The sequence below is a fragment of the Klebsiella sp. D-Nf1 genome (assembly GCF_002810515.1).
In the GTDB taxonomy this organism is placed as follows: domain Bacteria; phylum Pseudomonadota; class Gammaproteobacteria; order Enterobacterales; family Enterobacteriaceae; genus Klebsiella; species Klebsiella variicola.
Genome location: NZ_PIOK01000001.1, coordinates 419,032 through 443,921, shown reverse-complemented (window position 1 = coordinate 443,921; position 24,890 = coordinate 419,032). Strand labels below are relative to the sequence as shown.

General features: G+C 50.1%; 25 protein-coding genes and 3 pseudogenes. 16 read left to right on the top strand and 12 right to left on the bottom strand.

The window, feature by feature from the left end; all coding sequences use genetic code 11:
- The first annotated feature begins 114 nt into the window (after positions 1-114).
- The gene (locus tag CWM54_RS02110; RefSeq protein WP_012542149.1) at positions 115-342 is read left to right on the top strand and encodes a DUF1272 domain-containing protein; all 228 of its coding nucleotides are present in this window, start codon (positions 115-117) and stop codon (positions 340-342) included.
- A 54-nt stretch (positions 343-396) separates the two neighbouring features.
- Here the strand turns inward: CWM54_RS02110 and CWM54_RS02105 are convergent, their stop codons facing one another.
- On the bottom strand, positions 397-942 hold the full coding sequence (locus CWM54_RS02105; protein ID WP_061155029.1) for a cysteine hydrolase family protein: 546 nt from the start codon (positions 940-942) through the stop codon (positions 397-399).
- A gap of 290 nt (positions 943-1,232) precedes the next feature.
- A complete protein-coding gene (locus CWM54_RS02100) occupies positions 1,233-1,874 on the bottom strand; it encodes a GntR family transcriptional regulator (protein WP_100695770.1) in 642 nt (213 codons plus the stop codon).
- A 173-nt stretch (positions 1,875-2,047) separates the two neighbouring features.
- Here CWM54_RS02100 and CWM54_RS02095 point away from each other — a divergent pair, with 173 nt between their 5' ends.
- The 4 genes from CWM54_RS02095 (at position 2,048) to CWM54_RS02080 (ending at position 4,077) form a co-directional block, all read left to right on the top strand.
- The gene (locus tag CWM54_RS02095) at positions 2,048-2,521 is read left to right on the top strand and encodes an OsmC family protein (RefSeq protein WP_100679906.1); all 474 of its coding nucleotides are present in this window, start codon (positions 2,048-2,050) and stop codon (positions 2,519-2,521) included.
- A gap of 137 nt (positions 2,522-2,658) precedes the next feature.
- Positions 2,659-2,982, top strand: coding sequence for an antibiotic biosynthesis monooxygenase family protein (locus tag CWM54_RS02090; protein WP_100695768.1), 324 nt, complete (start codon positions 2,659-2,661; stop codon positions 2,980-2,982).
- Positions 2,975-3,367, top strand: coding sequence for an amino acid-binding protein (locus CWM54_RS02085; protein WP_100695766.1), 393 nt, complete (start codon positions 2,975-2,977; stop codon positions 3,365-3,367). The genes CWM54_RS02090 and CWM54_RS02085 overlap by 8 nt, the downstream gene beginning before the upstream one ends.
- Entirely contained in the window at positions 3,364-4,077 is a 714-nt protein-coding gene (locus CWM54_RS02080) for an ArsR/SmtB family transcription factor (RefSeq protein ID WP_100695764.1), read from the top strand. The genes CWM54_RS02085 and CWM54_RS02080 overlap by 4 nt, the downstream gene beginning before the upstream one ends.
- A gap of 145 nt (positions 4,078-4,222) precedes the next feature.
- On the opposite strand, the gene CWM54_RS02075 is transcribed toward CWM54_RS02080, so the two are convergent.
- Together CWM54_RS02075 and CWM54_RS02070 are read right to left on the bottom strand one after the other, a co-directional pair.
- On the bottom strand, positions 4,223-4,663 hold the full coding sequence (locus CWM54_RS02075) for a GNAT family N-acetyltransferase (RefSeq protein ID WP_061155034.1): 441 nt from the start codon (positions 4,661-4,663) through the stop codon (positions 4,223-4,225).
- A gap of 428 nt (positions 4,664-5,091) precedes the next feature.
- The gene (locus tag CWM54_RS02070; RefSeq protein ID WP_100695762.1) at positions 5,092-6,525 is read right to left on the bottom strand and encodes a PLP-dependent aminotransferase family protein; all 1,434 of its coding nucleotides are present in this window, start codon (positions 6,523-6,525) and stop codon (positions 5,092-5,094) included.
- Positions 6,526-6,623: 98 nt separating this feature from the next.
- Here CWM54_RS02070 and CWM54_RS02065 point away from each other — a divergent pair, with 98 nt between their 5' ends.
- Positions 6,624-7,412, top strand: a complete 789-nt coding sequence (locus CWM54_RS02065; protein ID WP_100695760.1) for an arylamine N-acetyltransferase family protein — start codon at positions 6,624-6,626, stop codon at positions 7,410-7,412.
- A gap of 180 nt (positions 7,413-7,592) precedes the next feature.
- Entirely contained in the window at positions 7,593-7,814 is a 222-nt protein-coding gene (locus tag CWM54_RS29135; protein WP_319823385.1) for a YnfU family zinc-binding protein, read from the top strand.
- A 274-nt stretch (positions 7,815-8,088) separates the two neighbouring features.
- On the opposite strand, the pseudogene CWM54_RS02055 reads toward CWM54_RS29135, so the two are convergent.
- The 5 genes and pseudogenes from CWM54_RS02055 to CWM54_RS02035 all read right to left on the bottom strand — a co-directional run.
- Positions 8,089-8,256 (bottom strand): annotated as a pseudogene (locus tag CWM54_RS02055) (isocitrate/isopropylmalate family dehydrogenase); the annotation flags it as partial.
- Between the two features lie 317 nt (positions 8,257-8,573).
- Positions 8,574-8,897, bottom strand: a complete 324-nt coding sequence (locus CWM54_RS02050; RefSeq protein WP_100695758.1) for a hypothetical protein — start codon at positions 8,895-8,897, stop codon at positions 8,574-8,576.
- A 5-nt stretch (positions 8,898-8,902) separates the two neighbouring features.
- On the bottom strand, positions 8,903-9,595 hold the full coding sequence (locus tag CWM54_RS02045) for an EAL domain-containing protein (RefSeq protein WP_080930058.1): 693 nt from the start codon (positions 9,593-9,595) through the stop codon (positions 8,903-8,905).
- A 355-nt stretch (positions 9,596-9,950) separates the two neighbouring features.
- Positions 9,951-11,009: a diguanylate cyclase gene (locus CWM54_RS02040; RefSeq protein ID WP_047666393.1), complete on the bottom strand. Its 1,059-nt coding sequence runs from the start codon at positions 11,007-11,009 to the stop codon at positions 9,951-9,953.
- Positions 11,010-11,431: 422 nt separating this feature from the next.
- Positions 11,432-12,688, bottom strand: a pseudogene (locus tag CWM54_RS02035) (tail fiber domain-containing protein); the annotation flags it as partial.
- A 274-nt stretch (positions 12,689-12,962) separates the two neighbouring features.
- On the opposite strand from CWM54_RS02035, the gene CWM54_RS02030 reads away from it, so the two are divergent.
- A complete protein-coding gene (locus tag CWM54_RS02030; RefSeq protein WP_100695757.1) occupies positions 12,963-14,324 on the top strand; it encodes a YncE family protein in 1,362 nt (453 codons plus the stop codon).
- Positions 14,325-14,667: 343 nt separating this feature from the next.
- Here CWM54_RS02030 and CWM54_RS02025 read toward each other — a convergent pair whose 3' ends face one another.
- Entirely contained in the window at positions 14,668-16,431 is a 1,764-nt protein-coding gene (locus CWM54_RS02025; RefSeq protein ID WP_064151304.1) for an EAL domain-containing protein, read from the bottom strand.
- A 406-nt stretch (positions 16,432-16,837) separates the two neighbouring features.
- Between CWM54_RS02025 and CWM54_RS02020 the strand changes: the two are divergent.
- From CWM54_RS02020 to CWM54_RS02010, 3 genes and pseudogenes are all read left to right on the top strand, one after another.
- A pseudogene (locus CWM54_RS02020) lies at positions 16,838-17,050 on the top strand (3'-5' exonuclease); the annotation flags it as partial.
- 52 nt (positions 17,051-17,102) lie between these two features.
- Positions 17,103-17,348 carry an excisionase gene (locus CWM54_RS02015; RefSeq protein ID WP_012542206.1) on the top strand — a complete coding sequence of 82 codons (246 nt, stop codon included), beginning with the start codon at positions 17,103-17,105 and terminating at the stop codon, positions 17,346-17,348.
- Positions 17,329-18,456 (top strand): site-specific integrase, encoded by a 1,128-nt coding sequence (locus CWM54_RS02010; RefSeq protein ID WP_100695755.1) that lies wholly within the window; start codon positions 17,329-17,331, stop codon positions 18,454-18,456. The genes CWM54_RS02015 and CWM54_RS02010 overlap by 20 nt, the downstream gene beginning before the upstream one ends.
- A 117-nt stretch (positions 18,457-18,573) precedes the next feature.
- Here CWM54_RS02010 and icd read toward each other — a convergent pair whose 3' ends face one another.
- On the bottom strand, positions 18,574-19,824 hold the full coding sequence (gene icd, locus CWM54_RS02005; protein ID WP_008806032.1) for an NADP-dependent isocitrate dehydrogenase: 1,251 nt from the start codon (positions 19,822-19,824) through the stop codon (positions 18,574-18,576).
- A 240-nt stretch (positions 19,825-20,064) separates the two neighbouring features.
- On the opposite strand from icd, the gene rluE reads away from it, so the two are divergent.
- Genes rluE through purB form a run of 5 tightly spaced genes read left to right on the top strand, consistent with a single transcriptional unit; the run spans position 20,065 to position 24,423 of the window.
- Positions 20,065-20,715, top strand: a complete 651-nt coding sequence (gene rluE, locus CWM54_RS02000) for a 23S rRNA pseudouridine(2457) synthase RluE (protein ID WP_032729972.1) — start codon at positions 20,065-20,067, stop codon at positions 20,713-20,715.
- Positions 20,716-20,731: 16 nt separating this feature from the next.
- A complete protein-coding gene (locus tag CWM54_RS01995; protein ID WP_100682195.1) occupies positions 20,732-21,190 on the top strand; it encodes an NUDIX hydrolase in 459 nt (152 codons plus the stop codon).
- Between the two features lie 56 nt (positions 21,191-21,246).
- Entirely contained in the window at positions 21,247-22,353 is a 1,107-nt protein-coding gene (mnmA, locus tag CWM54_RS01990; protein ID WP_074386605.1) for a tRNA 2-thiouridine(34) synthase MnmA, read from the top strand.
- A gap of 54 nt (positions 22,354-22,407) precedes the next feature.
- Positions 22,408-23,049 (top strand): high frequency lysogenization protein HflD, encoded by a 642-nt coding sequence (gene hflD / locus CWM54_RS01985; protein ID WP_004140557.1) that lies wholly within the window; start codon positions 22,408-22,410, stop codon positions 23,047-23,049.
- A gap of 3 nt (positions 23,050-23,052) precedes the next feature.
- Entirely contained in the window at positions 23,053-24,423 is a 1,371-nt protein-coding gene (gene purB, locus CWM54_RS01980) for an adenylosuccinate lyase (RefSeq protein ID WP_072124892.1), read from the top strand.
- 54 nt (positions 24,424-24,477) lie between these two features.
- Here purB and CWM54_RS01975 read toward each other — a convergent pair whose 3' ends face one another.
- Positions 24,478-24,840, bottom strand: coding sequence for a cupin domain-containing protein (locus tag CWM54_RS01975; RefSeq protein ID WP_012542212.1), 363 nt, complete (start codon positions 24,838-24,840; stop codon positions 24,478-24,480).
- Positions 24,841-24,890 lie beyond the last annotated feature (50 nt).

Below are 24,890 nucleotides of genomic sequence, written 5' to 3'. Positions count from 1 at the left end.
GCTTTGAGGCGGAAGTTAATCTGCCCTCCTCGGCAGCCAGTCCGGGCCGTGATATAAAAACAGCATGCGTTGACCCGCCGTCGCTGATACAGCCGTTAACCACAGGAGAAGTTAATGCTCGAGTTACGCCCGAATTGCGAATGCTGTGATAAAGATCTGCCGCCAGACTCACCCGAGGCGTTTATCTGCTCGTTCGAGTGTACTTTTTGCCGGGACTGCATGACGGCGCGGCTGCACGGTCGTTGCCCAAACTGCGGCGGCGAACTGGTGCGGCGGCCTGTGCGTCCCGAAGAGGCGCTTCGGCGGCACCCCGCCTCCACCCTGCGCCGCCATGCACAGTAAAACCGGATGAACTGGCGTAGCAAACGGGAGCCATTGGGCTCCCTTTCTTCATCCTTATTTCTCTGCAGAAAAGTGCCACTCTGCGGCGGTCGATAACGTCACAAATGGCCCGGCAAGCGTGATATTGTGATGGCCGATAATGTCAGGCGCTGACAAACGTTCGTTATCCATGGTTGAGTGCGCATCCGAGATCAGCACCGTCCGCCATCCCAGCGCCGATGCCGCACGGCAGGTCGTGTCCACGCAGAATTCGGTTTTCATCCCGGCAATAACCAGCTGTTTTACGCCGGCCTGGGCGAGCCGATGCGCAAGGTCAGTTTGCTGGAAACAGGAGGGGTACTTTTTAATAAAGACGATATCCCGCTCGCCGTTAACACCCATCTCAGGCAGCAGTTGGGTTAATGGACTTTGTGCTGAGAACGGAGAATCGTCAGGTCCGGTATGGCGGGCAAAGAAGACGGGCACCTCAGCCTGTCTCGCTTTTTCAATCAGCAGGCAAACGTTCGCCAGAAGCGCATCGGCCTGATACGGAGAAACCGGGCCATGGAAAAGCCCCTGCTGCATATCGATAATTAAAAGTGCATTCTCAGATGAAATCATGATGGGTCTCCATTCAGTGTGTCACGAACGGAGAGGTCTCTCCCCGTCCACATTGGCGGGGAGTGAGGATCTGTTTGTCAGGAGCCGGTCACAGATACGCCCACACCACCGCAGGTTACGGTAGTGGTGGTGACGGTGGTCGTTGGCTGAACTGACGTAATCATTATCTGACCTTCACTTATTCTTTACATATAAAACATACGCACCATTAAAACGGCTCTTTTCTTATAGCACTGAGCCGATACGGATGGCAATTTATGCGCGAACAATGCAGCCGCTTTACGCAACCATTAACGGCTTACAATATAGGCGCGAAGGATTTCACCTGCTGAGAGAATATGTTTCACGGTATACGCCCGCGCCTCCTGTGGATTATTTTGCTGGCAGGCCATCAGGATCTGCTGATGCTCATCCTGGAATTTCAGCGTATCCGACAGCAGTCTGTTCTGAAAAACCTCATACCTTTCAATCTGCTCGCGCAATTCACCGATCATCTTCAGCAGACGCTGATTATTACACTTCCGATAAAGCAGTTCATGAAACTCCCGGTTATATCTCCCCTGCTGCTCGGGTTCAGAGGCGCTGCTCAGCAACTGATGCACCAGCTCCGCCCGGGCAAGCGTTTCCGGGTCCATATTCTGTAGGCTATAAAAAATGGCTTCACCTTCCAGGAGTGCCCGCAGCTGATAAATTTCATCGACATCTGCGGCCGTCAGCGTTTTCACCACCGCGCCACGATTTCTGTAAATCTCAACCAGACCTTCGCGCTCAAGCTGCTGTATCGCTTCTCTCATTGGGATACGGCTGACCGCAAACTGGCTGGCCAGGTCCCTCTCAACGAGACGGTCGCCATCTCGCAATGAACCCTTGTTGATTAAGATTTTTAGCTCACCGGCAAGAATATCGGCGGTCGAACGGGAAGCGGTGTTCATTTGGCTCTCTTTACATCACGCATAAATGGTATACCATTATGCCATTGACATTAGCGTCATGACAACCTTGCGATTCCAACGGCAGCTTCGCTCAGGCAACGCAATAAAACGGGAAGATGCCTCAGCGATGAAAAGCGCATAAATTCATCCCTCTACAGAGAAAAGGCAAATCTATGGAACATGCTTATACCAGCCATATCACATGGACCGGCAATCAGGGCACGGGTACTTCGGGTTACAAGGCTTATGCCCGGACCTGGGATATCGCGGTAAAGGGAAAAGAACCCATTCATTGTTCAAATGATCCATTACTGGGCGGCGATCCCGGCAAAATGAACCCGGAAGATCTCCTGCTCTCTTCTCTCTCAGCCTGTCACATGCTGTGGTACTTACATCTGGCCTCCGATGCCGGCATTACGGTCATGGAATATCAGGACTCGCCGGTGGCAACGGGTGAAGTGTTAAAAGGGGGCGCGGGCCGCTTTATTTCTGCTACCCTCAGGCCGAAAATCACCGTATTACCAGGTACCGATCTCGACGCCGCCACGGCCATTCATCAGCAGATCCATCACGTCTGTTTTATCGCCCGATCGGTCAATTTCCCGGTCAGTTACCAGCCTGAATTTATTATTTTTAACGCAGAGTAACGCGTTTCTGGCGCGGTAATCCGGTGCGCAGGGACGGCGGCTGAGGGTATCCCCCCTCAGCCATACTTCGCTGTAGACCGAAGCATTCTGCTCTGGGCGTCAGTAGACTGCGGGGACATTCACCACGGAGAAGACTGATGATTGCGGTACTTTTTGAAGCCGACGCCTTACCAGAAGCACAGGAAAGATATTTACAGCTTGCGGCCGGGCTGACGCCTTTGCTTTCAGACACGCCGGGGTTTATTGCCATTGAGCGCTTTCAGAGCCTGAGTACGCCCGGCAAAATCCTCTCGCTATCCTGGTGGGAAGATGAAGCATCGGTGGCCAACTGGCAGCAAAATGAGCGGCATCTGGCTGCCCAGCGCGAAGGTAAAGCATCCATTTTTTCTTACTACAGAATACGCGTCGCCCGCGTGTTCCGGGATTACGCATCGGATCGGGGAGCGCTGCCAGATGTATGACATTCACGTAATTCTCAGCAACACGCCGGGCTCACTAGGCGCAATGGGTATGCCGCTGGGTAACAACGGCGTGGGCCTCGAAGGCGGCGGCGTATTCACTACGCCTGAGGCCGGACATGCGCATTTTCTGGTGGAAGACGGTGAGAAAGCCCGCAGGGTACTGATCGAGGCCGGCTTTGTCGTCAGCAGCGTATGCCATCCTCTGATCAGAAAGTTACCTCAGGAACGACCAGGGGAACTGGGCGACATCGCAGACACCCTTGCCCGCAATGGCATTAATATTCTGGTACAGTACAGCGACCACCGTAACCGGCTCATTCTCATTACCGATGATGACACCCGGGCAGCGGAAATGACCAAAAAATGGGCCATACTCTCTGAATGAATCGCCTGAAAACGCAGCAAGACAGTGAGCCAGAGGAGGCGCTGGAAACCTCTATGGCGATGGTAGCCTCAGCCCTCTCTGACCCGTCAAGGGTCAGTATTCTGTGCGCGCTGATGGACGGGCGCGCATGGACGGCCACGGAGCTTAGCACAGTCGCCGAGGTGTCTGCCTCCACCACCAGCGGGCATCTTGCCCGACTGCTCAGCAACGGGCTGGTGGTGTGTCTCGCGCAGGGGCGTCACCGCTATTACCGCCTGGCGGGCGCGCATATCGCCGCGCTGCTGGAAAACCTGATGGGCGTCTCTATGCAGGCGCATAAGACGCTTCTCCCCAGCACGCCGGTTAATCTTCGTTACGCCCGAACCTGCTACGACCATCTGGCTGGTGAACTGGCGGTGATCATTTATGAGTTTATGCTGCGGGAAAAATGGCTGGCGACCGATGGCCTGGCCCTGACGCCAGCCGGTAAAATGCAGCTTGAACGCCTTGGCGCAGAGCTTAATGCCCGCCCACGGCGTAAGCCTTGCTGCCCCTGTCTTGACTGGAGCGAAAGACGTTTTCATCTGGGAGGCGATGCCGGATCGGCGCTGATGGCACTGTTTGAGCAGAAAGGATGGATAACCCGCACGCCGGGATATCGGGAAGTGCGAGTGACGGATAGCGGCAAAGCGGCGTTGTCCCGGCTGTTTAATCTGAAAGTGAGCGGATAGCCAAAGCCATTCTCGCTCCTTAGCAGAAAACGAATAATATCCCTGGCGTTTGCTCTGCCATCATGCCTGCAAAATCAATCATGAAATATCACTTAACGCGTGCAAAAAACGCGAGCCCATCGGCTCGCGTTATAGCGCAGGCAAATTACAGCAGCTTGTTATAGACGTAAAATTGAGTATCCCGTTCAAAGCCATTACGCTCATACAGCGCTTGTGCTCGGGTATTATCTGTCGCGGTACTAAGCATAATAAATGCCGAATCGCTCTCCTTCGCCAGTTGCTCCGCCCGGGAGATTAACGTCTGTGCGACACCGAGCTTGCGAGCGGATTCATCAACAAACAGATCATAAAGTAACCAGATACGCTTCATCTCGAGAGAGCAAAACAAAGGATAGAGTTGCGTAAAGCCTACCGCTTTTCCATCAACCTCGGCGTAAAAAATCACGGATTCATTAAGCTGCAGGCGCTTGAGAATAAAATCTCTGGCTTGCGATGCGTTTTCTTCGACCTCGTAGAAACGACGATAACCGAGATACAGAGGAAGGAGGGTATCCACATCATGTGGTTGGGCTTGATAAATTTTCATACAAAAACCTCATAACAATTACGTGATTAATTGTATTACAAATAATCCCGATTGTCTGTCCCTTTAGGGGACGAAAGATTTGACTGTTGGATTTACAGGCATCATAAATTCATTAAAGAAAATAAACTATCTCGCATTAAGCCATGCGTAGCCAAACATAATATTTATGGGGCACTTGAACTCTTTGATTTAGTTTAAAAATAAGATTTTAAGATCAATTTACAATGTAAAAGATACCACTTTTGCGTGTTTTTTTATTTTTACGGCAGTATTAGAGAGGATCCCGCATTTCGCTTAAAGTGGCCCATTGAACTCACAGCCAAAAAAAGACGTGACTAACATCATGCTTAATTAATCTCATAGAGAAGACAAGCCCACTTTTATCCTCTGCCGTATCAGGGGTAGTAAAGGGATTATTTTATGAGTCATTAGCCCTGACCAGCCAGTTCATGGCAAAGCGTACCGATCTGTTCCACTGCGTTTAGCAACCTGGGCGAGGGTTCATTTGCACAATTTAACCGCAGGAAGTTCTGAAATTCCGCCCCCGGGGAAAACAGGAGGCCAGGACTGACACCAATACCCAGCGCCAGCGCGCGACGATGTACCTCCAATGCATTCAGCGGATGCGGAAGTTCTATCCACAACAAGAAACCGGCTGTCGGCATGGCAACACGAGTGCCCGGAGGGAAGCTAGCTTTGACCCGAGCGATAACAGCTTGTACCCCCTCCGAGACCCTGAGCTTCAGGCGTCGCAGATGACGCTCGTAGTCACCACTTGCCAGTATATCACTCGCGGCTGCTTCAAGCAGCGGTGCGCCTGCCCAATCCCCGGACATGCGAGCCTGCAAAACCTGTGTGTGGTAGCGTCCTGCCGCAACCCAACCGATTCTCCAGCCCGGGGCAAGGGTTTTTGATAATGAACTGCAATAAATCACACACCCACTCTGGTCGAACGCCTTGCAGGCCGGAGGACGCTGCCCCTCACCAGCAAGATCACCATACACATCGTCCTCAATTAAAGGGATGCCTGCACGTTCAATCAGAGCCACAAGTTCCTGCTTGCGCGTGACGGGCATACTGGCGCCGAGTGGGTTTTGCACCGTGGGCGAGGCTAACACGGCTGCAGGACGATGGCGCTGGATAGCTTCACCCAGAGGTGCCAGCAACAAGCCTTCAGCGGGATCCGTGGGTATTTGCAATGCCTTGAGGCCTAAGTCCTCCAGCAACAGGAGCGTACCGAAGTATACGGGTTGCTCAATTGCCACTACATCGCCAGGCTGACATACAGCCCTCAGAGCCAGACGCAGTGCCTGCGTCGCTCCCGCCGTGATGACGAGATCATCCGGACCAAAACAGGCCCCCCACTGTGCAGCGCGTACAGCTATATTTCTACGCAGGTCTGCCCTTCCCGGGGGGAGGCTGTAGCTCTGCCCATGTGCTTCCAGGCGGCGGCTTGCAGTCTGCAGTGTCCGCTGTAACGTTTCTGTTGGCAACCATATGGGATCGGGTAACGCTGCGCCAAGTGGCACCAGGCGGGCTTCTGCGCTACTGAATAGTGAACGGGCTACTGCTGACATTGTCACGGGGACGGGGCCAGGTAAATGATGGGAAGACTGTATGTTCTGAGGTGTGTATATCTGGCAAACGAAGTAGCCGGAACGCGGACGCGCAACAATCAGGCCTTCGGCCTCAAGGCAACGTAGTGCTTCCAGTGCCGTTGGAAGGCTAACTTGCTCGCGTTCGGCCAGTTTACGCGCGGAGATCATCCTGTCGCCGACGCGCAATACACCTGATGAAAGCGTAAAGCGCAGCATTTCAGCAATCCGGCGGTAATGCGGGGACAACATACGTGGGACGGACATTGCGAACTGTACAGTCTGATTTTCGATAGATCTGACTATACAGGCAATAATGCGACCCTTCTATAGTAATGCCGAACCCGATTAATCAAGGTGGCATTATGCATAGCGACAACTTCAACCTTTCAACTTATTTCCGTCGTATAAACTACACTGGGCATGCAGCTGCCGATACCGCCACGCTGCACGCGCTCATGCGTCATCAACTCTTTTCAGTGCCCTTCGAGAATCTGGATGTACAAGCTGGCAAAATCGTCTCCCTGGTACCCGAAGACATTGCAGACAAGCTGCTACAACAAGGCCGTGGTGGATACTGCTATGAGGTCAATGGGCTCTTTGCAATGGCGTTAGGCGCTTTAGGTATTTCCTACCGTTTCGTTGCAGCTCGTCCGATGTTCTACCCAGCACGCCGACCAAAAACGCATATGGCATTAATTGCTGAAGTCGATGACCGCCTGTGGCTTTGCGATCTAGGGTTCGGCAGCTATGGTATTCGCGCACCGATCGCCATAGACATGCTAGATACCGATATTGAACAGGATTTCGACACTTTCCGACTTATCCGTGACGTTAATAGCGAGTACCTGCTACAAGCGAAGGTGGAGGGTGAATGGGCCAATCAATACAGTTTTGATCTATCACCCCAGGAGTGGATTGATTTCGTCCCGGCCAATTACCTCAACTCCACCCATCCTGATGCCATCTTTGTGCAGAAACTACTTATCGTGCAGCACGGCTCCGAGGGGCGCCTGATTTTGCTAGGTAATGTGTTGAAAATAATCACCGCAGAGGGCGTAGAGAAGCAGCAACTCACGGAAGGCGATATTGCCCGTGTACTGAAAAAACGATTTGCTCTGTCTGTACCGCAATACATCGGGAAGGCAGTGTAATCCTGAGCGCCGCCTTCCCTTTGTTTATCCTAATGCAATATACAGAGGGCTGGCTGGCATACCTATCGCAGACGACGCATTCAACACACTATGGTTTGGATGTTGTTTTAATTCGGTTGAAGTACTGTTGCAAATAGACCCTTCATTGATGAGGTAGTTGTGAAATTCAGTACGGGCTATATGTCTGTTGATAGTGTATGGTTACGGTCCATTTATTATCGGAAAAATCATATGCAACAACGCAATAATTCAAAAAACAATCGCAACTATCTCATCAAATGTACCTGCCCTAACTGCACCAACCAATCAGAACATAGTCACACCCGAGTCCAAAAAGGTTCTGCGCTGATGTGTCCCCACTGTAGTAAGATTTTCACTCAAGACAAGCCCCCCTTCGCTTAGGCATACATTGTCATAAACTCAGGTAAAGCATCGACTGCACTTCATACCTCGCCAGCATGAATGTCCTGATGCTTTACGTGAGGGGCCTCACCTCCTCTCTTACCCGCCCTCATAAAACTCAACAGCAAACGGATAGATACCATGATCATCGAGGATGGGGTGAACAAAAGTGGTTTATGAGGTTTTTCGGGAGGGCGTTTTGATAGCCGTTCAAAAACTAATAACAAAAACGGGAACCACTAGGTTCCCGTTTTGACATAATCTGGGGGCCAGATTACATGTTCGCGATAATCGCGTCGCCAAACTCGCTACATTTCAGCAGCTTAGCGCCTTCCATCAGACGTTCGAAGTCATAGGTCACGGTCTTGGCGGCGATAGCGCCTTCCATGCCTTTAACGATCAGGTCTGCGGCTTCGAACCACTGCATATGGCGCAGCAGTAGTTAACTAATAACATCATTACTTATTGATTTAAAAAGAAAAATAGGTATTTTTGATATGTGGTTAATGTTTTTAGCCTAAGCCCTAACCTATTGAAATTCATTAGTATATTTTCAGTTTTGATAACTGGCTTTGAGTTTTTCAGCTCATCTGGATAGTGAATTATTAGCCAATAATACTCACTCCCTGTGAGTCGGGTTAAATATTTCGGATGTTCTAATTCATGCTTTGAAAGCATTATAAAAATACTATAAAAAAGCCTCGAAATTCGAGGCTTTGATTGAAAGCGCCATCACTATAATATTATTTTAATAATTATCTACCATGTAATTATTGCTCTTTTCCAAACCATCTTCCCTTTTTTCTCTTCTTTTACATACAGAATCTTTTTCATAATAAAATAAAAAACAAGAGAAAGCGCAATTATAGTAATATATGCACCGATACCGAAAGATACCAGAAACACAACTAAGATTCCAAAGAGCGCTACCAGTAAAGACGTACCGATAGATACCAAATTAATTCTTTTGCGAGCGTCTCTTGATACATACCCTTTAATCTTAAATGCATGGCAACTTTGGCAGCGGTCCTCAGCAATTAAATATGCACCACAAAATGGACATTTCTCATCTTTTGTTATCATTTATTTTAAATCTCGACATAATAGTAATCGCTCATCCACAACCTTCCCTGGCAAGCGCAATCAACAACAGAATGTACTTTATTTTTTTGTTCTATTGTCTCAACTCCCTCAACAATTACGAAATTGCAGTATGATTTTACTTCATTTAATACCTTAAATAATTTACTCTCATACTGTATTTCCCAGAAATAATCTTTATCGATTTTTATACATTCAAAATTAAACATCTGAATAATTGTAATACTTGTTAAGCCCCTCCCAAAATCATCCAGCCATACTGGACACAATTTCGAAAGACACTTTAAGTCACTCATACAGCATTTAGTATTAAATTCATGAAACTCTTCGTTAATCTCAAAGGCAATGTTTTTTTGTTTTTTTAAGTAATCGCTAATATATTTATCATTCAAGATGTAATCGCTAATTAGGCTGTCAACATTCAACGAAACTGGCTTTAACTTCAATTTAGAAGCGTCAATTTCTTCAATTGTCAATATCTGTTTATTAAACAAATCGATTTTTTCTTTGTCACTTAGTGCGCTGAAACAAAAAGCACTTTCATTAGCAAGATAACCATTAGCATTCTTTTTTTTAACATTTTTCGTGAGAATTTCCCAAGAATGTACAGAACCATCTTTTTTGTAAGATGGTTCTAAAACAAATCTATAGGATTCTATTTCCACACTGTTCTTTATCATTAAAAAAACACCGGAACTAAGAATAATCCTAATCGTGTCATAATTAAATATGAAAGAGAAATAGTTTAAAATGATCGATAACGATCTAATGATAGGCAAAAACTATCATACTTTGAGTATCGATCGATTATTCAAATCAAATGAAAAAAAAGGTAAAAAAAGAAACATGATTTCATTATTAAAACTATTTGGATCAGATAGTTGCATTAAGCGAATGACTTGGGTGGCAGATGTCCAATGTAAGTTGAAAGGCGCTTGTGGTTTCGAAGAGATTAATCCTTGTTAAAACTGTGGATAATAAACGTTCTTAAACATATATATGTATAAAATCATGAGAAAAGAAATCATATCATCTTCAATTATTTGGTATACAATATCCATTCTTTCCGTTACGTTTAACTTCATATAGCATTTCATCAGCCTCTTTGATCCACTCGATGATTGATTCTTTATTTTCTGCACAAGAAATACCGATACTGACGGTACAGTACATATCTTTGTGGGAAGGCAATGAAAGATCTTTAATATTTTTTTGAATTAAATGAACCATAGCTATAACAAGCTTGCTATTACTGTTGTTAACAATTATAGCCAACTCATCGCCACCAATTCTTGCTGGCACGTCCTTCTCACCAGCGCACTCTCGTAATATTGTTGATATACGAGATAACACCGCATCGCCTACTTCATGACCATAGGTATCATTAATTTTTTTAAAATTATCAACATCAATGAGCATAAGATATGAATGAATTCTTTTTTTACGCGTCGCACGAAAAGCACTTTCCATTTTCTGCTCAAAAAAACGGCGATTTGGAAGATCTAGACCAGGATCCATCAGGGCCTGCTTTTCCAGTAACTCCCTTCTTTTCCTCAACTTTATAGATAAATGTCTTGAAACTACACTCAATACAATGGGATAGCAGGTTGCCAAGGGTAAAGAAAGCAATACCGTTCGGGTACTGAATTCAATCGTATATCTGAAATCATTTGCTAACCAAACTGCCAGGAAACTAATCATCATACACGTTAATGCTGGTTTTAAAATTTTCCATCCACCAGCAGCATAGCGATCAGCTATTTGAACTGAAATTATGAATAATGATGGAATTGGACTAATTTGCATTACGGCTATCCAGATACCAGCCCAGAATGAATCAAGTATCATATTCTTTTTTTCAGTACCCAGCATATCCTTCGACATCATGCTTGCCAGATAAGCAACCGATGGCCAGATGAGTGCATTCAGAATTAACAAGGCTATTGTTATTTTTTGATGTGACTGCTCCTGGAGGACAGAATATATAGGAAGAAAGCAAAGAACGACACCTATCTGACGTAAAAAAAATACTCGTTTAATAAACGATGAATTTCTATCAGATATGTATTTTTCATCCGGGAAATTTGTTAACATAGAAAGCCTATTAAAAATCGCTAAGAACCGATATCACTACAACCCACGAAATTACAAGATAAAACTGCCCTGCATTACAAATTTATAACATGGGTGTAAAAATTACAAGATTGCACCTCAATTAATTATAAACGTGTCAATAATAATATTTAGCATCCATTTCCCTGAATCTATTTTTATGATTTCTATCTGATGAAAAGTATTACTTTAGTTTTAAATCCTTAAACATGAAAACCCAACAGGATTTAGCACTATTGCATTATTAATTTTGGTAGGTTATTAAAAAACGACACAACATCTGACCAGTAGAACTTTACTTGAACTTACTTATCGTTTACTGCAAATTATTCTGTGATGTACACAGCAATTAATGTCGTTTCAGTTGCCCCCGGCAAGTGCCTCCGGGGGATTTTTTATGCTCCTCAACTTTCTAGGTCGTCAACTCGCCTAATCAAATCCTGTACCACGGTCACCAAATCGGCGATGATGGCCGTGTAATCCACATTCATCACCCTGAATATTTCGCCATCAATCTCCTGCTCGATGCCGGGGAAGGTATACAGGTCATCAACTTTCTCAGCTTGCTGGGCTATAAACCCACGCCTCCTGCGTGTTTCGCCCTTCATATTGAACTCGCATACCCCCAGCGCGTTAATGCGCCTGGAGGCACCTTCCTGAGATTCCGTAAAATCCTCTTTCAGCCGCACGTCTGAGCCGGTAGTCAGGACGTCCCCTTTGCCAGTGGAAATGGTGCCGCCAGCACGGAATATCCATGCGTCAGTACGTCCGAACCCATCCGCGTACAGCACAAGCCGGTGCTCAGTCCCGACCTGCTCTTCCATGTACATCTGTACGTAAGCCCCGTCCACGTCACCATAGGCCCCGCGCCCGGCCATCAATGAGCGTACCGGACTGGAGGTCAGTTGCGTTCCGATGGCTGGGTTTGCTGGCATGGTCGATGATGCTGTGATCCTCCCGTCCGTTACCCAAAAACTTTGTACCTGCGCGTTCAGGCGGTTCTGCCTGTCGTGGATAAGGCGAGCGGTATAATCCGCACTGCTGCCGTTGTAGTGGAAGTCAATGTAAGGCGTGCTCATTGACAGCTCGATCGCCTGCGTCAGAACCTTCCCCTTTGACGTGTTATCGATGTTGCCGCCAGCTGATAACCCACCGGGCAAAGTCGTCTGGTTATCGGTCCCAATAACGAGGATGTCATCAAAGGTATCTGACGGTGACACAGTGGTCGCTCTTGAACGCTGAACCCTGAACGGTGTTCCCGAGCCAACGGCAATTGTCCCGCCTTGCCCCTGTTTTTTGAGCAGAGCCAGATCTGAGTTCTTACCGAGAATAAAACCGGCATTATCGCTGGTTATAACCTGCGAGCCGTTGAGTTTGTTTCCTCCGGTGAGTTTTGCCAGCGCGTTAAGATCCGATGCCTTCGCCATCCCGCCTATCGCCGGCACGGTCACCTGCTTTCCGGTGATCGGGTCAGTCAGGGTGATATTGCCACTGCCGGTCAGGGCCATCGACCAGCCCTCCACCACACTACGCCAGAATGCAAATGCGCTGGCCAACTGGTTAGCAAACGACGAGGTACTGGCGGTTTCAGCGGTTATAATGCCGTAACTGGCGCCGGAAAATGCGGTGGTGATATGCCGGGTCAGCGTCAGCTGCGTATCGAGTCGCTTACCTCGCTTTTAAAGTGCCTGAAACTAAATTCCTGAGCGTCCGCACTTGGCACAATGCGATCCCCCTAAACTCAGCTCGCTGAACATCAAACTCCTGGCATTCATATACCACTAAAATAGTAATGATAATCATTTACATCCACGTGATATATTGAGTATGCTCATAACAATACATATTTCTCATAGCAGAAGGTAACACTCAGTACGTGAGGAATAATCTGTGGCTGCATTGAGATGCAGCATCAATACAGTTTATGGAGATAAGATGAGAACAATTTCAGTCCGTTCAGTGCTGTTGGCCTCCACTATTACAATGTCAACCGTCGTAACGGCATACGCCGATAGTCAATGGGCAGCAGCCACCACGACCTTTCCAGGTAGTATTCGTGCCGGATCACGGGAAGTTCCTGTTAAGCCCGGAGATCACACGGTGATCACGATTAAGAACCTGCCAACAGGTGCGACTGTCACCATGCTGAATGGTGCTGAAGTCCTTACGCCGAAGCCATTGGCTGCCGATGAGAAGGGAAATCTCACTATTCCACTAAACGTTCCGGCCGACGCTGCTACAGGCCTTCATCCACTCACTGTTATCACGCAAAATCCCGCGAGCGTTTCGCAGGTTATGTTGAAATTGTCCAAGGTTGTTCCCCCGAAAAACACTGAGGCTTTCAGGCTGCAAACAATTCCCGTCGGTGAGCGGGCTTACCAGTCGGCAGTGTCGGCCGATGGGAAGCTCTTCGTGACTTCTGCACGCGGCCCGAAGGATGGTAGCCGGCTGATGAGACTGAACGCAAGAACGCTGGCTGTCGAAGCGGAGGCGACGCTGCCTAAAGACAAAAAGGGAGAGCAGATTGGAGTATTCGGAGTCGGTGTTGATAATGCCCATAACCATGTATGGACGACGAACACGCTTGCCGAGACGGTGACCGTCTATGACGCAAAGACCCTTTCTGTGGTGAAAGTCTTTCCCGAAGGGTCTGTTGTACATCCACGCGATGTGATTATTGATGAAGCCCACAATCGTGCCTATGTCAGTGCAGCGCTGACCGGATTTATCGAGGTATATGACACAAAATCACTTGAACACATCGGTCAACTTGAGTTCGTAGTGGAACATGGCAAAAACATGTTTAACAATACCGATCTTGCCCTTGACAGTGCAGGAGGGAAACTTTTCGGCGTCAGCCGTGATACGCCATGGGTAGGTTGGATTGATCTCAAAACGGGTAAGAGCACGACGGTGAAAGTGCCTGAGGCGCAGGGGGCAACAGACATCACTCGCGATCCGGCGACTGGCCGTCTTTATGTTGCTTCCCAGGAAACGAACAATGTCGTGGTTCTTGATGCGGACGGTAAGGTTCTCGCAGATACTTATATTGGTGCCGGAGGCGTATCTGTCGTCTGGGATCCAGTGACGTCTCAGGTTTTCGCCGCCACGCGTGCAGGTGGAACCGTTGCTGTTCTGAACAAGGACGGTAAACTGGTCGCTAATATTCCGATGGATGAAACACCAAACCACCTGACTGCCGCGCCTGATGGCGCCGTTTATGTGGTGTCGATGTATGGCGCTGTCGGGGACAAAACTCAAACAGGTTCAGTGACGAAAATCACCCAAAAAAAATAGCGACTTCTTTATTCGCGGGCAGACCGGCCTGACATTATTATTTACCCCCTTCCGCCCGTGGAGCGGGAGGGGGTATCCGGCATACCTGCCCAGTATTGACGTATTCATCCTCGATGCTGATTGATGTCCATTGCGATCCCTAAATGCAACCCGAATCTTTCCGCACGCAAGTCTCTAAGAGGCTGCTTTGAGCGAGAAGCGGAAGTGAGAATTTGTCATGATTACCCGGATGCAGGACGAGCATCGGCCTCTGATAATCAATGGAGAGCAGGTCAGGATGACCAGTTCCCTTCTTATTTGTATATTACGGGCAGGCGAGCATACGTATTTACTTAATACTCGTTCACTTTAAGGCTTCGTCTCTGCCGTGATACCAGGTTTCAAAAGCATCAGGGGTCATCGGTTTGGCAAAAAAATAGCCCTGAACTTCATCGCAGCCCAGCCTTCTTAAAATATCAACGGTCCTAGCGTCCTCGACTCCTTCGGCCAGAACGATATAGTCGAGCTGCTTGAGGAGTGTGATAACGTTGCGAACAATGATGCGGCTGGCATTGTCGCCAGCAACCTTACTCACAATAGAGCGGTCAAGCTTGATGATGTCCATCGGGATTTGTCGCAGGTAATTAATGTTGCTGTATCCGGAACCAAAATCATCCAGAGATATTTTAAATCCGCGTTGTTTGAGCATGTCCAAGCCGATAAGTGCAGCGGGGCTTTCCAGCATCTTCTCGGTTTCCAGACACTCCACCCCCAGCAGGGCGGGATCCAGACGCGCGTCCAGCATTTTCTGTTCCAGCTCATCGCAGAAATCTGGTCTTGAAAAATCACTGGCAGCCAGATTAATCGACACAGGTAAAGAAACTCCACGGCTTTGCCAGGCACTCAGTTGCACAATCGTGTGATCGATAACCCATGCTGTGAGTTCACGCATCAGGCTGGTCTTTTCGACCAGAGGAATAAACACACCCGGCAACACTTCGCCGTTTTTAGGATGTTGCCATCTAAGCAAAGCTTCGGCTCCCGTCACACGCCCTGTCACCAGTGAGATTTTCGGCTGATAAACCAGATATAAGCCCTGGTTTTCTTGTAGCGCTTGTCTAACTTCAGTAAGAAGGCTGAAATCAGTCTTCTTACGGCTATCCAGTGCGTCATCATAAACTGTAAACCGGCGCCCCTGACTTATCCCTTCATGCAATGCGCTGACTGCACGGCGCAGTATTTCATTCGATGTCAGAGATTTATCGCAAAGCCCGGAGTCACCCATGTGAATATCCAGATCAAGGGGAACTTCAGGGGTAAACCTGGCCTGGATCCCCTGAAGGCTTTGAGAGATATCTTCTAATGTCCGAGTTTTTTCCTTATGGGTAAAAAAGGCAAATCGTCCAACTGCCACGGCGTAGAGCGGCCCTTCTAAAGGCAGGCGGATCTGCAGCTCTGCGACCATATTACGAAGTAGATTTTCTACGGCAGTCATACCGAGTGAGCGAGCCATTTCGTAGGCTAATGGCATATCAATACAATCAATAATGACGAGCCTGAATGCGCCTTCAGTTGAAACCTCTATATCCTTCAGCAGTCGCTGCCGGTTTGGTAATAGCGTGACTATATCGAGGTAGCCGACGGAGTGCCACGAGGCCAGAAAATCCGATATAAGTCCTGCAATCTTTTCAAAAAGATCGAGCTGCTCGTCTGAAAGTTCCCTGGGCTGAGTATCGAGGATACACAAGGTACCTATGGGTACTCCATCCTGGGTTTTAAGTGGGCAGCCTGCATAAAAGCGAATGAATGGAGCCTCTTTCACCGCGTGATAGTCACGAAAGGTAGGGTGCTGATGAGTGTCATGACAAATGAATGTCTTACTCTGTTCCTGGGTCTGTACGCAAAATGCCTCGCTCAGGCTGATTTCCGTGACGGCAACATTTTGGGCTGATTTGATGTATTGCTTTTCTTCATCGAGAACAGAAACAAAGCCCATCGGCATGTTCAGCAATTGGCATATTAGATGAGTATATTTTTTTAACGCATCATCCCGGCCCTTGTCAGGATTTTTCAACAAGTCGATTGCCGCAAGTCTTTTACTTTCATCTCTGCTGAGATCGGTCAACATGGCAAGACATCCTCCGGCGCAATAGGCTTCTGGTTATTCCACACTCAAAGGTAGCATGCATCATTCTTCCAATGGCATATGGTAATACATACGCTGTGACCTGCATAAACTCTCACATTAAAATGTTTCCAGTTGATTGTCTCCCGGAAATGTCGCCCCCGGGCTGCCCGGTAATCCATTTGCTGGTTGTGTTTGTGTCAGTAATGTCCGCTCCTGGCACTCAGCGGACATCTCAGCTTTGCCTCACCCCGGGATATTTAAACTTAGCTTTGACATCCCGTACCAGCTGCTGTTGATTCCATTTTAGGCATAATCAGCACCTCGTCGCTTTGCGCAGGCAGCGGTTACGCATTTTGGCAAGCAACCAGAGTTCGTTTGCTGTTGTAGTCATCCCAAGCATCGATGTGTATATCCGTGGGAATACTGGAACGATCGGGACGTACGAACAATGGTAGAGCTCGGCCAGGCCATTAGCTTCGACCCCAAAACAACGATCCCGTTTGAAGGGTCTCGTCACAATGCCCTCGCTGATGCTATTCATCAGGCCCGCTATGTATCAGCGATCTGGCAGCGAATAATTGCCGGCAATCAGGTGCTGCAAAAATTGATGCAAAACTGATTTTGTATTTTCAGATACTGGCCCAGCAATGGGCCATGATGAGGTAAAACATATGCTCCAGATGTTAACCCTTGAAGAGTGGGCAAACGAGAAATACAGAAGCAATCCTCCAAGTGTTTCCACTCTCAGGAATTATGCTAAACAGAATATGTTTTCTCCCCCAGCCAAAAAAGAAGGTCGATTCTGGCGCGTCAGGGAGGATGCTGAGTTGGTCGGTACATTGACCACTCCTGTAGTAAAGAAAAGCGACCCTGTTCTTTTGCAGAGGATTTTGAACGATGGCTGCCAGACCACGTAAAAATAATATATCTATTCCAAATTTATACCCGCTCTTCAGCAGAAAGGTTAATAAAGTATATTGGCGTTATAAGCACCCGATAACTGGTAAGTTTCATAGTCTAGGAACAGACGAAGCAGAGGCCACGGCAATAGCTATTGAAGCAAATAAAAGACTGGCGGAACAACAAACCCGCCAGATAATGGCAATCACTGACAGAATTTCCACCAGCTCAGGAAAATCAATATCAACTAACACCTGGCTTGAACGTTACTGGAAGATTCAGCAGGAAAGATTGAAGTCCGGAGATATTAAAGAAAACACTATCAAACAAAAAGCAAAACCAGTATCTCTGCTTAAGGAACGGGTAGGAATGAAATTAATATCCGCTGTCAATGTTCGAGATGTTGCGCAAATTCTTGATGAATATTTAGCGGAGGGACAACCCAGAATGGCTCAGGTCATTCGCTCTGTCCTAATAGATGTTTTTAAAGAAGCTCAGCATGCGGGAGAAGTACCTCCTGGTTATAACCCTGCACTAGCAACTAAACAACCTCGTAGAAAGATCACTCGCCAGCGCCTCACTTTTGAGGAATGGCAAAAGATTTTTGATATAGCCGATGAAAATCACAAATACATGGGGAACGCCATGCTTTTAGCCATAGTAACAGGACAGCGACTAGGTGATATATCCCGTATGAAATTCTCGGACATCTGGGACGATCATCTACACGTTGAGCAAGAGAAAACCGGAAGCAAAATCGCTATACCATTAGCTCTGCGTTGCAACGCAATCAACTGGAGCCTCCGAGATGTAATCAGTCGTTGCCGGGATTATGCAGTAAGCCCTTATTTGGTTCATTTCTTTAGAACCACCTCACAGGCTGAGCGAGGAGCACAGGTGAAACCCAGAACACTGACCATGAATTTCAGCAAGGCAAGAGACAGTGCAGATATTGACTGGGGACAAGGTACACCGGCAACTTTCCATGAACAAAGATCGCTTTCCGAGCGGTTATATAAAGCCCAAGGTATAAACACGAAAGATTTACTTGGACATAAAACTCAACAACAAACGGATAGGTACCATGATGATCGTGGGAAGGGGTGGACAACGGTGGCCTTATGAGGTTTTTCGGGAGGGGTTTTGATAACTTGTTTTGATAAAATTTTGATAACCGTTCGAAAACTAATAATAAAAACGGGAACCACCAGGTTCCCGTTCTGACATAATCTGGGGGCCAGATTACATGTTCGCGATAATCGCGTCGCCAAACTCGCTACATTTCAGCAGTTTAGCGCCTTCCATCAGACGTTCGAAGTCATAGGTCACGGTCTTGGCGGCGATAGCGCCTTCCATGCCTTTGACGATCAGGTCTGCGGCTTCGAACCACTGCATGTGGCGCAGCATCATCTCTGCGGACAGGATGATGGAGCCCGGGTTCACTTTGTCCTGGCCGGCATACTTCGGCGCAGTACCGTGAGTCGCTTCGAACAGTGCGCACTCGTCACCGATGTTGGCGCCCGGGGCGATACCGATACCGCCAACCTGTGCCGCCAGCGCGTCAGAGATATAGTCGCCGTTCAGGTTCATACAGGCGATAACGTCGTATTCCGCCGGACGCAGCAGGATCTGCTGCAGGAACGCATCGGCGATCACGTCTTTCACCACGATCTCTTTACCGGTGTTCGGGTTCTTGATTTTCACCCACGGGCCGCCGTCGATCAGCTCGCCGCCGAACTCTTCGCGAGCCAGCTGGTAGCCCCAGTCTTTGAACGCACCTTCGGTGAACTTCATGATGTTGCCTTTGTGCACCAGGGTGAGGGAATCACGATCGTTGGTGATCGCGTATTCAATCGCGGCGCGAACCAGGCGTTTGGTGCCTTCTTCAGAGCACGGCTTGATGCCGATACCGCAATGTTCCGGGAAGCGAATTTTCTTCACGCCCATCTCATCGCGCAGGAATTTGATGACTTTGTCTGCTTCAGCAGAGTCGGCTTTCCACTCGATACCTGCATAGATATCTTCTGAGTTTTCACGGAAGATAACCATATCGGTCAGTTCAGGGTGCTTAACCGGGCTCGGGGTGCCCTGGTAGTAACGTACCGGACGCAGGCAGACGTAGAGGTCCAGCTCCTGGCGCAGCGCCACGTTCAGAGAACGGATGCCGCCGCCGACTGGGGTGGTCAGAGGACCTTTAATAGCAACGCGGTAGTCACGAATCAGATCGAGGGTTTCAGCTGGCAGCCAGACATCCTGGCCATAGACTTGGGTCGATTTTTCACCGGTGTAAACTTCCATCCAGGAAATTTTACGCTCGCCCTTATAGGCTTTCTCAACGGCGGCATCAACCACTTTCAGCATCGCTGGGGTAACGTCAACGCCGATACCGTCACCTTCAATGAACGGGATAATCGGATTGTGAGGGACGTTCAGTTTGCCGTTTTGCAGGGTGATTTTTTGACCTTCCGCCGGAACTACTACTTTGCTTTCCATTAACCTCTCCTTCGAGCGCTTCTGGTTCTGCTCTTCCCTCTTCACGCGAGCCTGGTGTTGGCTGAGTCGGCCAGCTCCAGCGTACCGGGTTTTCCCGCTAAGCGGAGCTATCGCGTCCGTGTCGCCTTCCTGCCTGTAGTGCGAATCGGTTTGAGCAATTTTTTGTTAATAATTTGTAATGAGCATGTCAATACTACCTGAATGTTTGCATCCATGAAAGGCATTCGTAATTAGGCTATAATGCGGCAATTGATAGAGCCTGAAAATACCATGCAGAAAACTTCATTTAGAAAACATCGCGTTGAGCGATTCAGCACACAACAAGTCACCAGACAACGTAAAGAACACCAGCCAAAAACTGTGATCTTGTTCAATAAACCCTATGATGTGTTGCCACAATTTACCGACGAGGCCGGGCGCAGCACGCTGAAAGATTTTATCCCCGTGGCGGGCGTCTACGCCGCCGGTCGTCTTGACCGCGACAGCGAAGGCCTTCTGGTGCTGACCAACGATGGCGCGCTGCAGGCGAAGCTAACCCAGCCGGGTAAACGCACCGGCAAGATTTACTACGTCCAGGTGGAAGGAGAACCCACCGCCGAGGCGCTGGCCGCGCTACGCAACGGCGTCACGCTCAACGATGGCCCCACCCTGCCTGCTGGCGTGGAAGTGGTGGAGGAGCCCGCGTGGCTGTGGCCGCGCAACCCGCCTATTCGCGAGCGCAAATCGATCCCCACCTGCTGGCTGAAAATCACCCTCTACGAGGGACGTAACCGCCAGGTGCGCCGGATGACCGCCCACGTCGGCTTCCCCACCCTGCGCCTGATCCGCTACGCCATGGGCGGCTATACGCTTGACGGGCTGGCCAACGGCGAATGGCGTAGAGCCGAATAACCGAAAAGGAAAAGCGATGTTTAAACCTCATGTTACTGTAGCCTGCGTGGTTCATGCCGAGGATAAATTCCTCATCGTCGAAGAGACCATTAACGGCAAAGCGCTGTGGAACCAGCCGGCGGGCCACCTGGAGGCCAATGAGACGCTGCTGCAGGCCGCCGAACGCGAACTGTGGGAAGAGACCGGCATTCGCACCACGCCGCAGCACTTCATCCGCATGCACCAGTGGGTCGCTCCCGATAACACGCCGTTTCTGCGCTTCCTGTTCGCCATCGAACTTAGCGATCTGTGCGCCACCGAACCGCATGACAGCGATATCGATCGCTGCCTGTGGCTCAGTGCTGAGGAAATTCTTAACGCGCCGAACCTGCGTTCACCGCTGGTTGCCGAAAGCATTCGCAGTTATCTGCAGGACCCGCGCCAGCCGCTGTCGCTGATTGGCGCATTTAACTGGCCGTTCACAGGGGGTGAATGAACGGTGAGCGCGTGCTAGAATACGCCGCCTCGAAGTTCAATGTAGCGAGTATTTCCATGTCAGAAAGCCAGAAAAAAGTGATCGTCGGCATGTCCGGCGGCGTCGACTCCTCGGTCTCCGCGTACCTGCTGCTGCAGCAAGGGTATAAGGTGGAAGGCCTGTTCATGAAGAACTGGGAGGAAGACGACGGCGAGGAATACTGCACCGCCGCCGCCGACCTTGCCGACGCGCAAGCGGTCTGCGATAAGCTGGGCATTGAACTGCACACCGTTAACTTTGCCGCCGAATATTGGGACAACGTCTTTGAGCTCTTCCTGGAAGAGTACAAAGCCGGCCGCACGCCGAACCCGGATATTCTGTGCAATAAAGAGATCAAGTTTAAAGCCTTCCTCGAGTTTGCCGCCGAAGACCTCGGCGCCGACTACATCGCCACCGGGCACTATGTGCGCCGCGCCGATGTCGACGGCAAAAGCCAGCTGCTGCGCGGCCTCGACGGTAACAAAGATCAGAGCTACTTCCTCTATACCCTTAGCCACGAGCAGATTGCCCAGAGCCTGTTCCCGGTGGGTGAGCTGGAAAAACCGCAGGTGCGTAAGATCGCCGAAGAGCTGGATCTGATCACCGCGAAGAAAAAAGATTCCACCGGCATCTGCTTTATCGGCGAGCGTAAATTCCGCGATTTCCTTGGCCGCTATCTGCCGGCGCAGCCGGGCAAAATCCTCACCGTCGACGGCGAGGAGATCGGTACCCATCAGGGGCTGATGTACCATACTCTGGGCCAGCGTAAAGGGCTGGGTATCGGCGGCACCAAAGAGGGTAGCGAAGATCCGTGGTACGTGGTGGATAAAGACGTTGAGAACAATATTCTTGTCGTCGCCCAGGGCCATGACCACCCGCGCCTGATGTCCGTCGGCCTGATTGCCCAACAGCTGCACTGGGTTGATCGTGAACCGCTGCGGGGCACCCTGCGCTGCACGGTGAAAACCCGCTATCGCCAGACCGATATCCCCTGCACCGTCACCGCGCTGGATGAAGACCGTATCGAAGTCCGCTTTGATGAGCCGGTCGCGGCGGTCACCCCGGGCCAGTCCGCGGTGTTCTATTTAGGTGAAGTATGCCTCGGCGGCGGTATTATTGAACAACGACTGCCTCTGCAGTCCTGAACGCGCGTTATTTCCGTCGGGACGAACCGCCCCGACGGCTGACAAGGAGTATGTGTGGCGAAGAATTACTATGACATCACGCTGGCGCTGGCTGGCGTTTGCCAGGCGGCACGACTGGTTCAGCAACTGGCGCATCAGGGACATTGCGACAGCGATGCCCTGCATGTGTCGCTGAACAGCATCATCGACCTCGATCCCGAGTCGACGCTGGCGGTGTTCGGTGGCAGTGAAGCCAATCTTCGCCTCGGCCTTGAAACGCTGCTCGGGGTGCTCAATACCAGCAGCCGTCAGGGCCTCAATGCTGAACTGACGCGCTATACCCTGAGCCTGATGGTGCTGGAGCGCAAGCTCGCCGCCAGTAAAGGGGCGATGGACACGCTCGGCAACCGCATCGCCGGCCTGCACCGTCAACTGGAACACTTTGACCTGCAGTCCGAAACGCTGCTCAGCGCCATGGCAGGCATCTATGTTGACGTGATAAGCCCGCTGGGGCCGCGTATTCAGGTGACCGGCTCCCCTGCCGTGCTGCAAAGCCCGCAGGTGCAGGCGAAAGTTCGCTCAGCGCTGCTGGCGGGTATTCGCGCCGCGGTGCTCTGGCATCAGGTGGGCGGCGGACGTCTGCAGCTAATGTTTTCCCGTAATCGTCTGGTTAACCAGGCAAAGCAAATTCTTGCTCATTTAACCCCGGAGTTGTGATCTATGGAATTATCCTCACTGACCGCCGTTTCCCCTGTAGACGGCCGCTACGGCGATAAAGTCAGCGCGCTGCGCGGTATCTTCAGCGAATTCGGTTTGCTGAAATTCCGCGTTCAGGTGGAAGTACGTTGGCTGCAAAAACTGGCCGCCCACGCAGCGATCAAGGAAGTTCCTGCTTTTGCTGCCGACGCAAACGGTTTCCTTGACAAAATCGTCGCCGATTTCAGCGTCGAAGACGCTGAGCGCATCAAAACCATCGAGCGCACCACCAACCACGACGTGAAAGCGGTAGAGTATTTTCTGAAAGAGAAAGTCGCTGACGTCGCCGAGCTGCACGCGGTATCAGAGTTTATTCACTTCGCCTGTACGTCTGAAGACATCAATAACCTCTCCCACGCGCTGATGCTGAAAACCGCCCGCGACGAAGTGGTTCTGCCTTACTGGCGCAAGCTGATTGACGCGGTAAAAGATCTGGCAACCCAGTACCGCGATGTGCCGCTGCTCTCCCGTACCCACGGTCAGCCGGCAACGCCGTCCACCATGGGTAAAGAGATGGCGAACGTCGCCTACCGTATGGAGCGCCAGTACCGTCAGCTGAACCAGGTGGAAATCCTCGGTAAAATCAACGGCGCGGTGGGTAACTACAACGCCCACATCGCGGCCTACCCGGAAGTCGACTGGCATCAGTTCAGCGAAGAGTTCGTCACCTCTCTGGGCATTCAGTGGAACCCGTACACCACCCAGATCGAGCCGCATGACTATATCGCTGAGCTGTTTGACTGCATCGCGCGCTTCAACACCATTCTGATCGACTTCGATCGCGATGTGTGGGGCTACATTGCGCTCAACCACTTCAAACAGAAGACCATCGCCGGAGAGATCGGCTCCTCCACCATGCCGCACAAGGTGAACCCGATCGACTTCGAAAACTCCGAAGGCAACCTCGGCCTGGCTAATGCGGTCATGCAGCACCTGGCCAGCAAACTGCCGGTTTCCCGCTGGCAGCGCGACCTGACCGACTCCACCGTCCTGCGTAACCTCGGCGTAGGCATCGGCTATGCGCTGATCGCCTATCAGTCCACCCTCAAAGGGATCAGCAAGCTGGAGCTGAACCAGGATCGCCTGCTGGACGAACTGGATCACAACTGGGAAGTACTGGCTGAGCCGATCCAGACCGTGATGCGCCGTTACGGTATCGAAAAACCGTACGAGAAGCTGAAAGAGCTGACCCGCGGCAAACGCGTTGACGCGGAAGGGATGAAGCAGTTTATTGACAGCCTCGCCCTGCCGGAAAACGAAAAAGTGCGCCTCAAAGCGATGACCCCGGCCAACTATATTGGTCGGGCAACCACCATGGTTGACGAGCTGAAGTAATCGCCCTGCCCCTCTTTCCGCCGGAAAGAGGGGCGTTTTGTCGCCGGAAAGCAATCAGATCCAGACGTCGTTCACCGCCGTCCGCTCACCGCCCTCATGGCCGGTATTCAGCACGCCACGCGGCTCAATCAGCATGAGCTTCGCTTCCGTCTCCGCCGAGGTCTTATGTTCCACCCCGCGCGGCACGACGATCATCTCCCCGGCCTTCACCAGCACATGTCCGTCGCGGAAGTCCACGCGTAATACCCCCTCCACCACCATCAGTGTCTCATCGGTTTCCGGGTGGCTGTGCCAGATAAAATCGCCGGCGATGCGGACGATCTTGAACTGATAGTCGTTCATCTCAGCCACCACTTTGGGCTGCCATTGTTCGCTGAACAGGGAAAATTTCTGAGCAAGATTAACGAGTTGATACATGGGCTGTCTCCTTGTGATAAAGGCAGTCAGCATAGTTCGCCTCGCCGCGG

Bases quoted from the DNA above. Each gene is read 5' to 3' on its own strand.
- CWM54_RS02110 (WP_012542149.1), top strand. From the start codon at position 115: ATGCTCGAGTTACGCCCGAATTGCGAATGCTGTGATAAAGATCTGCCG.
- CWM54_RS02105 (WP_061155029.1), bottom strand. From the start codon at position 942: ATGATTTCATCTGAGAATGCACTTTTAATTATCGATATGCAGCAGGGG.
- CWM54_RS02100 (WP_100695770.1), bottom strand. From the start codon at position 1,874: ATGAACACCGCTTCCCGTTCGACCGCCGATATTCTTGCCGGTGAGCTA.
- CWM54_RS02095 (WP_100679906.1), top strand. From the start codon at position 2,048: ATGGAACATGCTTATACCAGCCATATCACATGGACCGGCAATCAGGGC.
- CWM54_RS02090 (WP_100695768.1), top strand. From the start codon at position 2,659: ATGATTGCGGTACTTTTTGAAGCCGACGCCTTACCAGAAGCACAGGAA.
- CWM54_RS02085 (WP_100695766.1), top strand. From the start codon at position 2,975: ATGTATGACATTCACGTAATTCTCAGCAACACGCCGGGCTCACTAGGC.
- CWM54_RS02080 (WP_100695764.1), top strand. From the start codon at position 3,364: ATGAATCGCCTGAAAACGCAGCAAGACAGTGAGCCAGAGGAGGCGCTG.
- CWM54_RS02075 (WP_061155034.1), bottom strand. From the start codon at position 4,663: ATGAAAATTTATCAAGCCCAACCACATGATGTGGATACCCTCCTTCCT.
- CWM54_RS02070 (WP_100695762.1), bottom strand. From the start codon at position 6,525: ATGTCCGTCCCACGTATGTTGTCCCCGCATTACCGCCGGATTGCTGAA.
- CWM54_RS02065 (WP_100695760.1), top strand. From the start codon at position 6,624: ATGCATAGCGACAACTTCAACCTTTCAACTTATTTCCGTCGTATAAAC.
- CWM54_RS29135 (WP_319823385.1), top strand. From the start codon at position 7,593: ATGTCTGTTGATAGTGTATGGTTACGGTCCATTTATTATCGGAAAAAT.
- CWM54_RS02050 (WP_100695758.1), bottom strand. From the start codon at position 8,897: ATGATAACAAAAGATGAGAAATGTCCATTTTGTGGTGCATATTTAATT.
- CWM54_RS02045 (WP_080930058.1), bottom strand. From the start codon at position 9,595: ATGATAAAGAACAGTGTGGAAATAGAATCCTATAGATTTGTTTTAGAA.
- CWM54_RS02040 (WP_047666393.1), bottom strand. From the start codon at position 11,009: ATGTTAACAAATTTCCCGGATGAAAAATACATATCTGATAGAAATTCA.
- CWM54_RS02030 (WP_100695757.1), top strand. From the start codon at position 12,963: ATGAGAACAATTTCAGTCCGTTCAGTGCTGTTGGCCTCCACTATTACA.
- CWM54_RS02025 (WP_064151304.1), bottom strand. From the start codon at position 16,431: ATGTTGACCGATCTCAGCAGAGATGAAAGTAAAAGACTTGCGGCAATC.
- CWM54_RS02015 (WP_012542206.1), top strand. From the start codon at position 17,103: ATGCTCCAGATGTTAACCCTTGAAGAGTGGGCAAACGAGAAATACAGA.
- CWM54_RS02010 (WP_100695755.1), top strand. From the start codon at position 17,329: ATGGCTGCCAGACCACGTAAAAATAATATATCTATTCCAAATTTATAC.
- icd (WP_008806032.1), bottom strand. From the start codon at position 19,824: ATGGAAAGCAAAGTAGTAGTTCCGGCGGAAGGTCAAAAAATCACCCTG.
- rluE (WP_032729972.1), top strand. From the start codon at position 20,065: ATGCGGCAATTGATAGAGCCTGAAAATACCATGCAGAAAACTTCATTT.
- CWM54_RS01995 (WP_100682195.1), top strand. From the start codon at position 20,732: ATGTTTAAACCTCATGTTACTGTAGCCTGCGTGGTTCATGCCGAGGAT.
- mnmA (WP_074386605.1), top strand. From the start codon at position 21,247: ATGTCAGAAAGCCAGAAAAAAGTGATCGTCGGCATGTCCGGCGGCGTC.
- purB (WP_072124892.1), top strand. From the start codon at position 23,053: ATGGAATTATCCTCACTGACCGCCGTTTCCCCTGTAGACGGCCGCTAC.
- CWM54_RS01975 (WP_012542212.1), bottom strand. From the start codon at position 24,840: ATGTATCAACTCGTTAATCTTGCTCAGAAATTTTCCCTGTTCAGCGAA.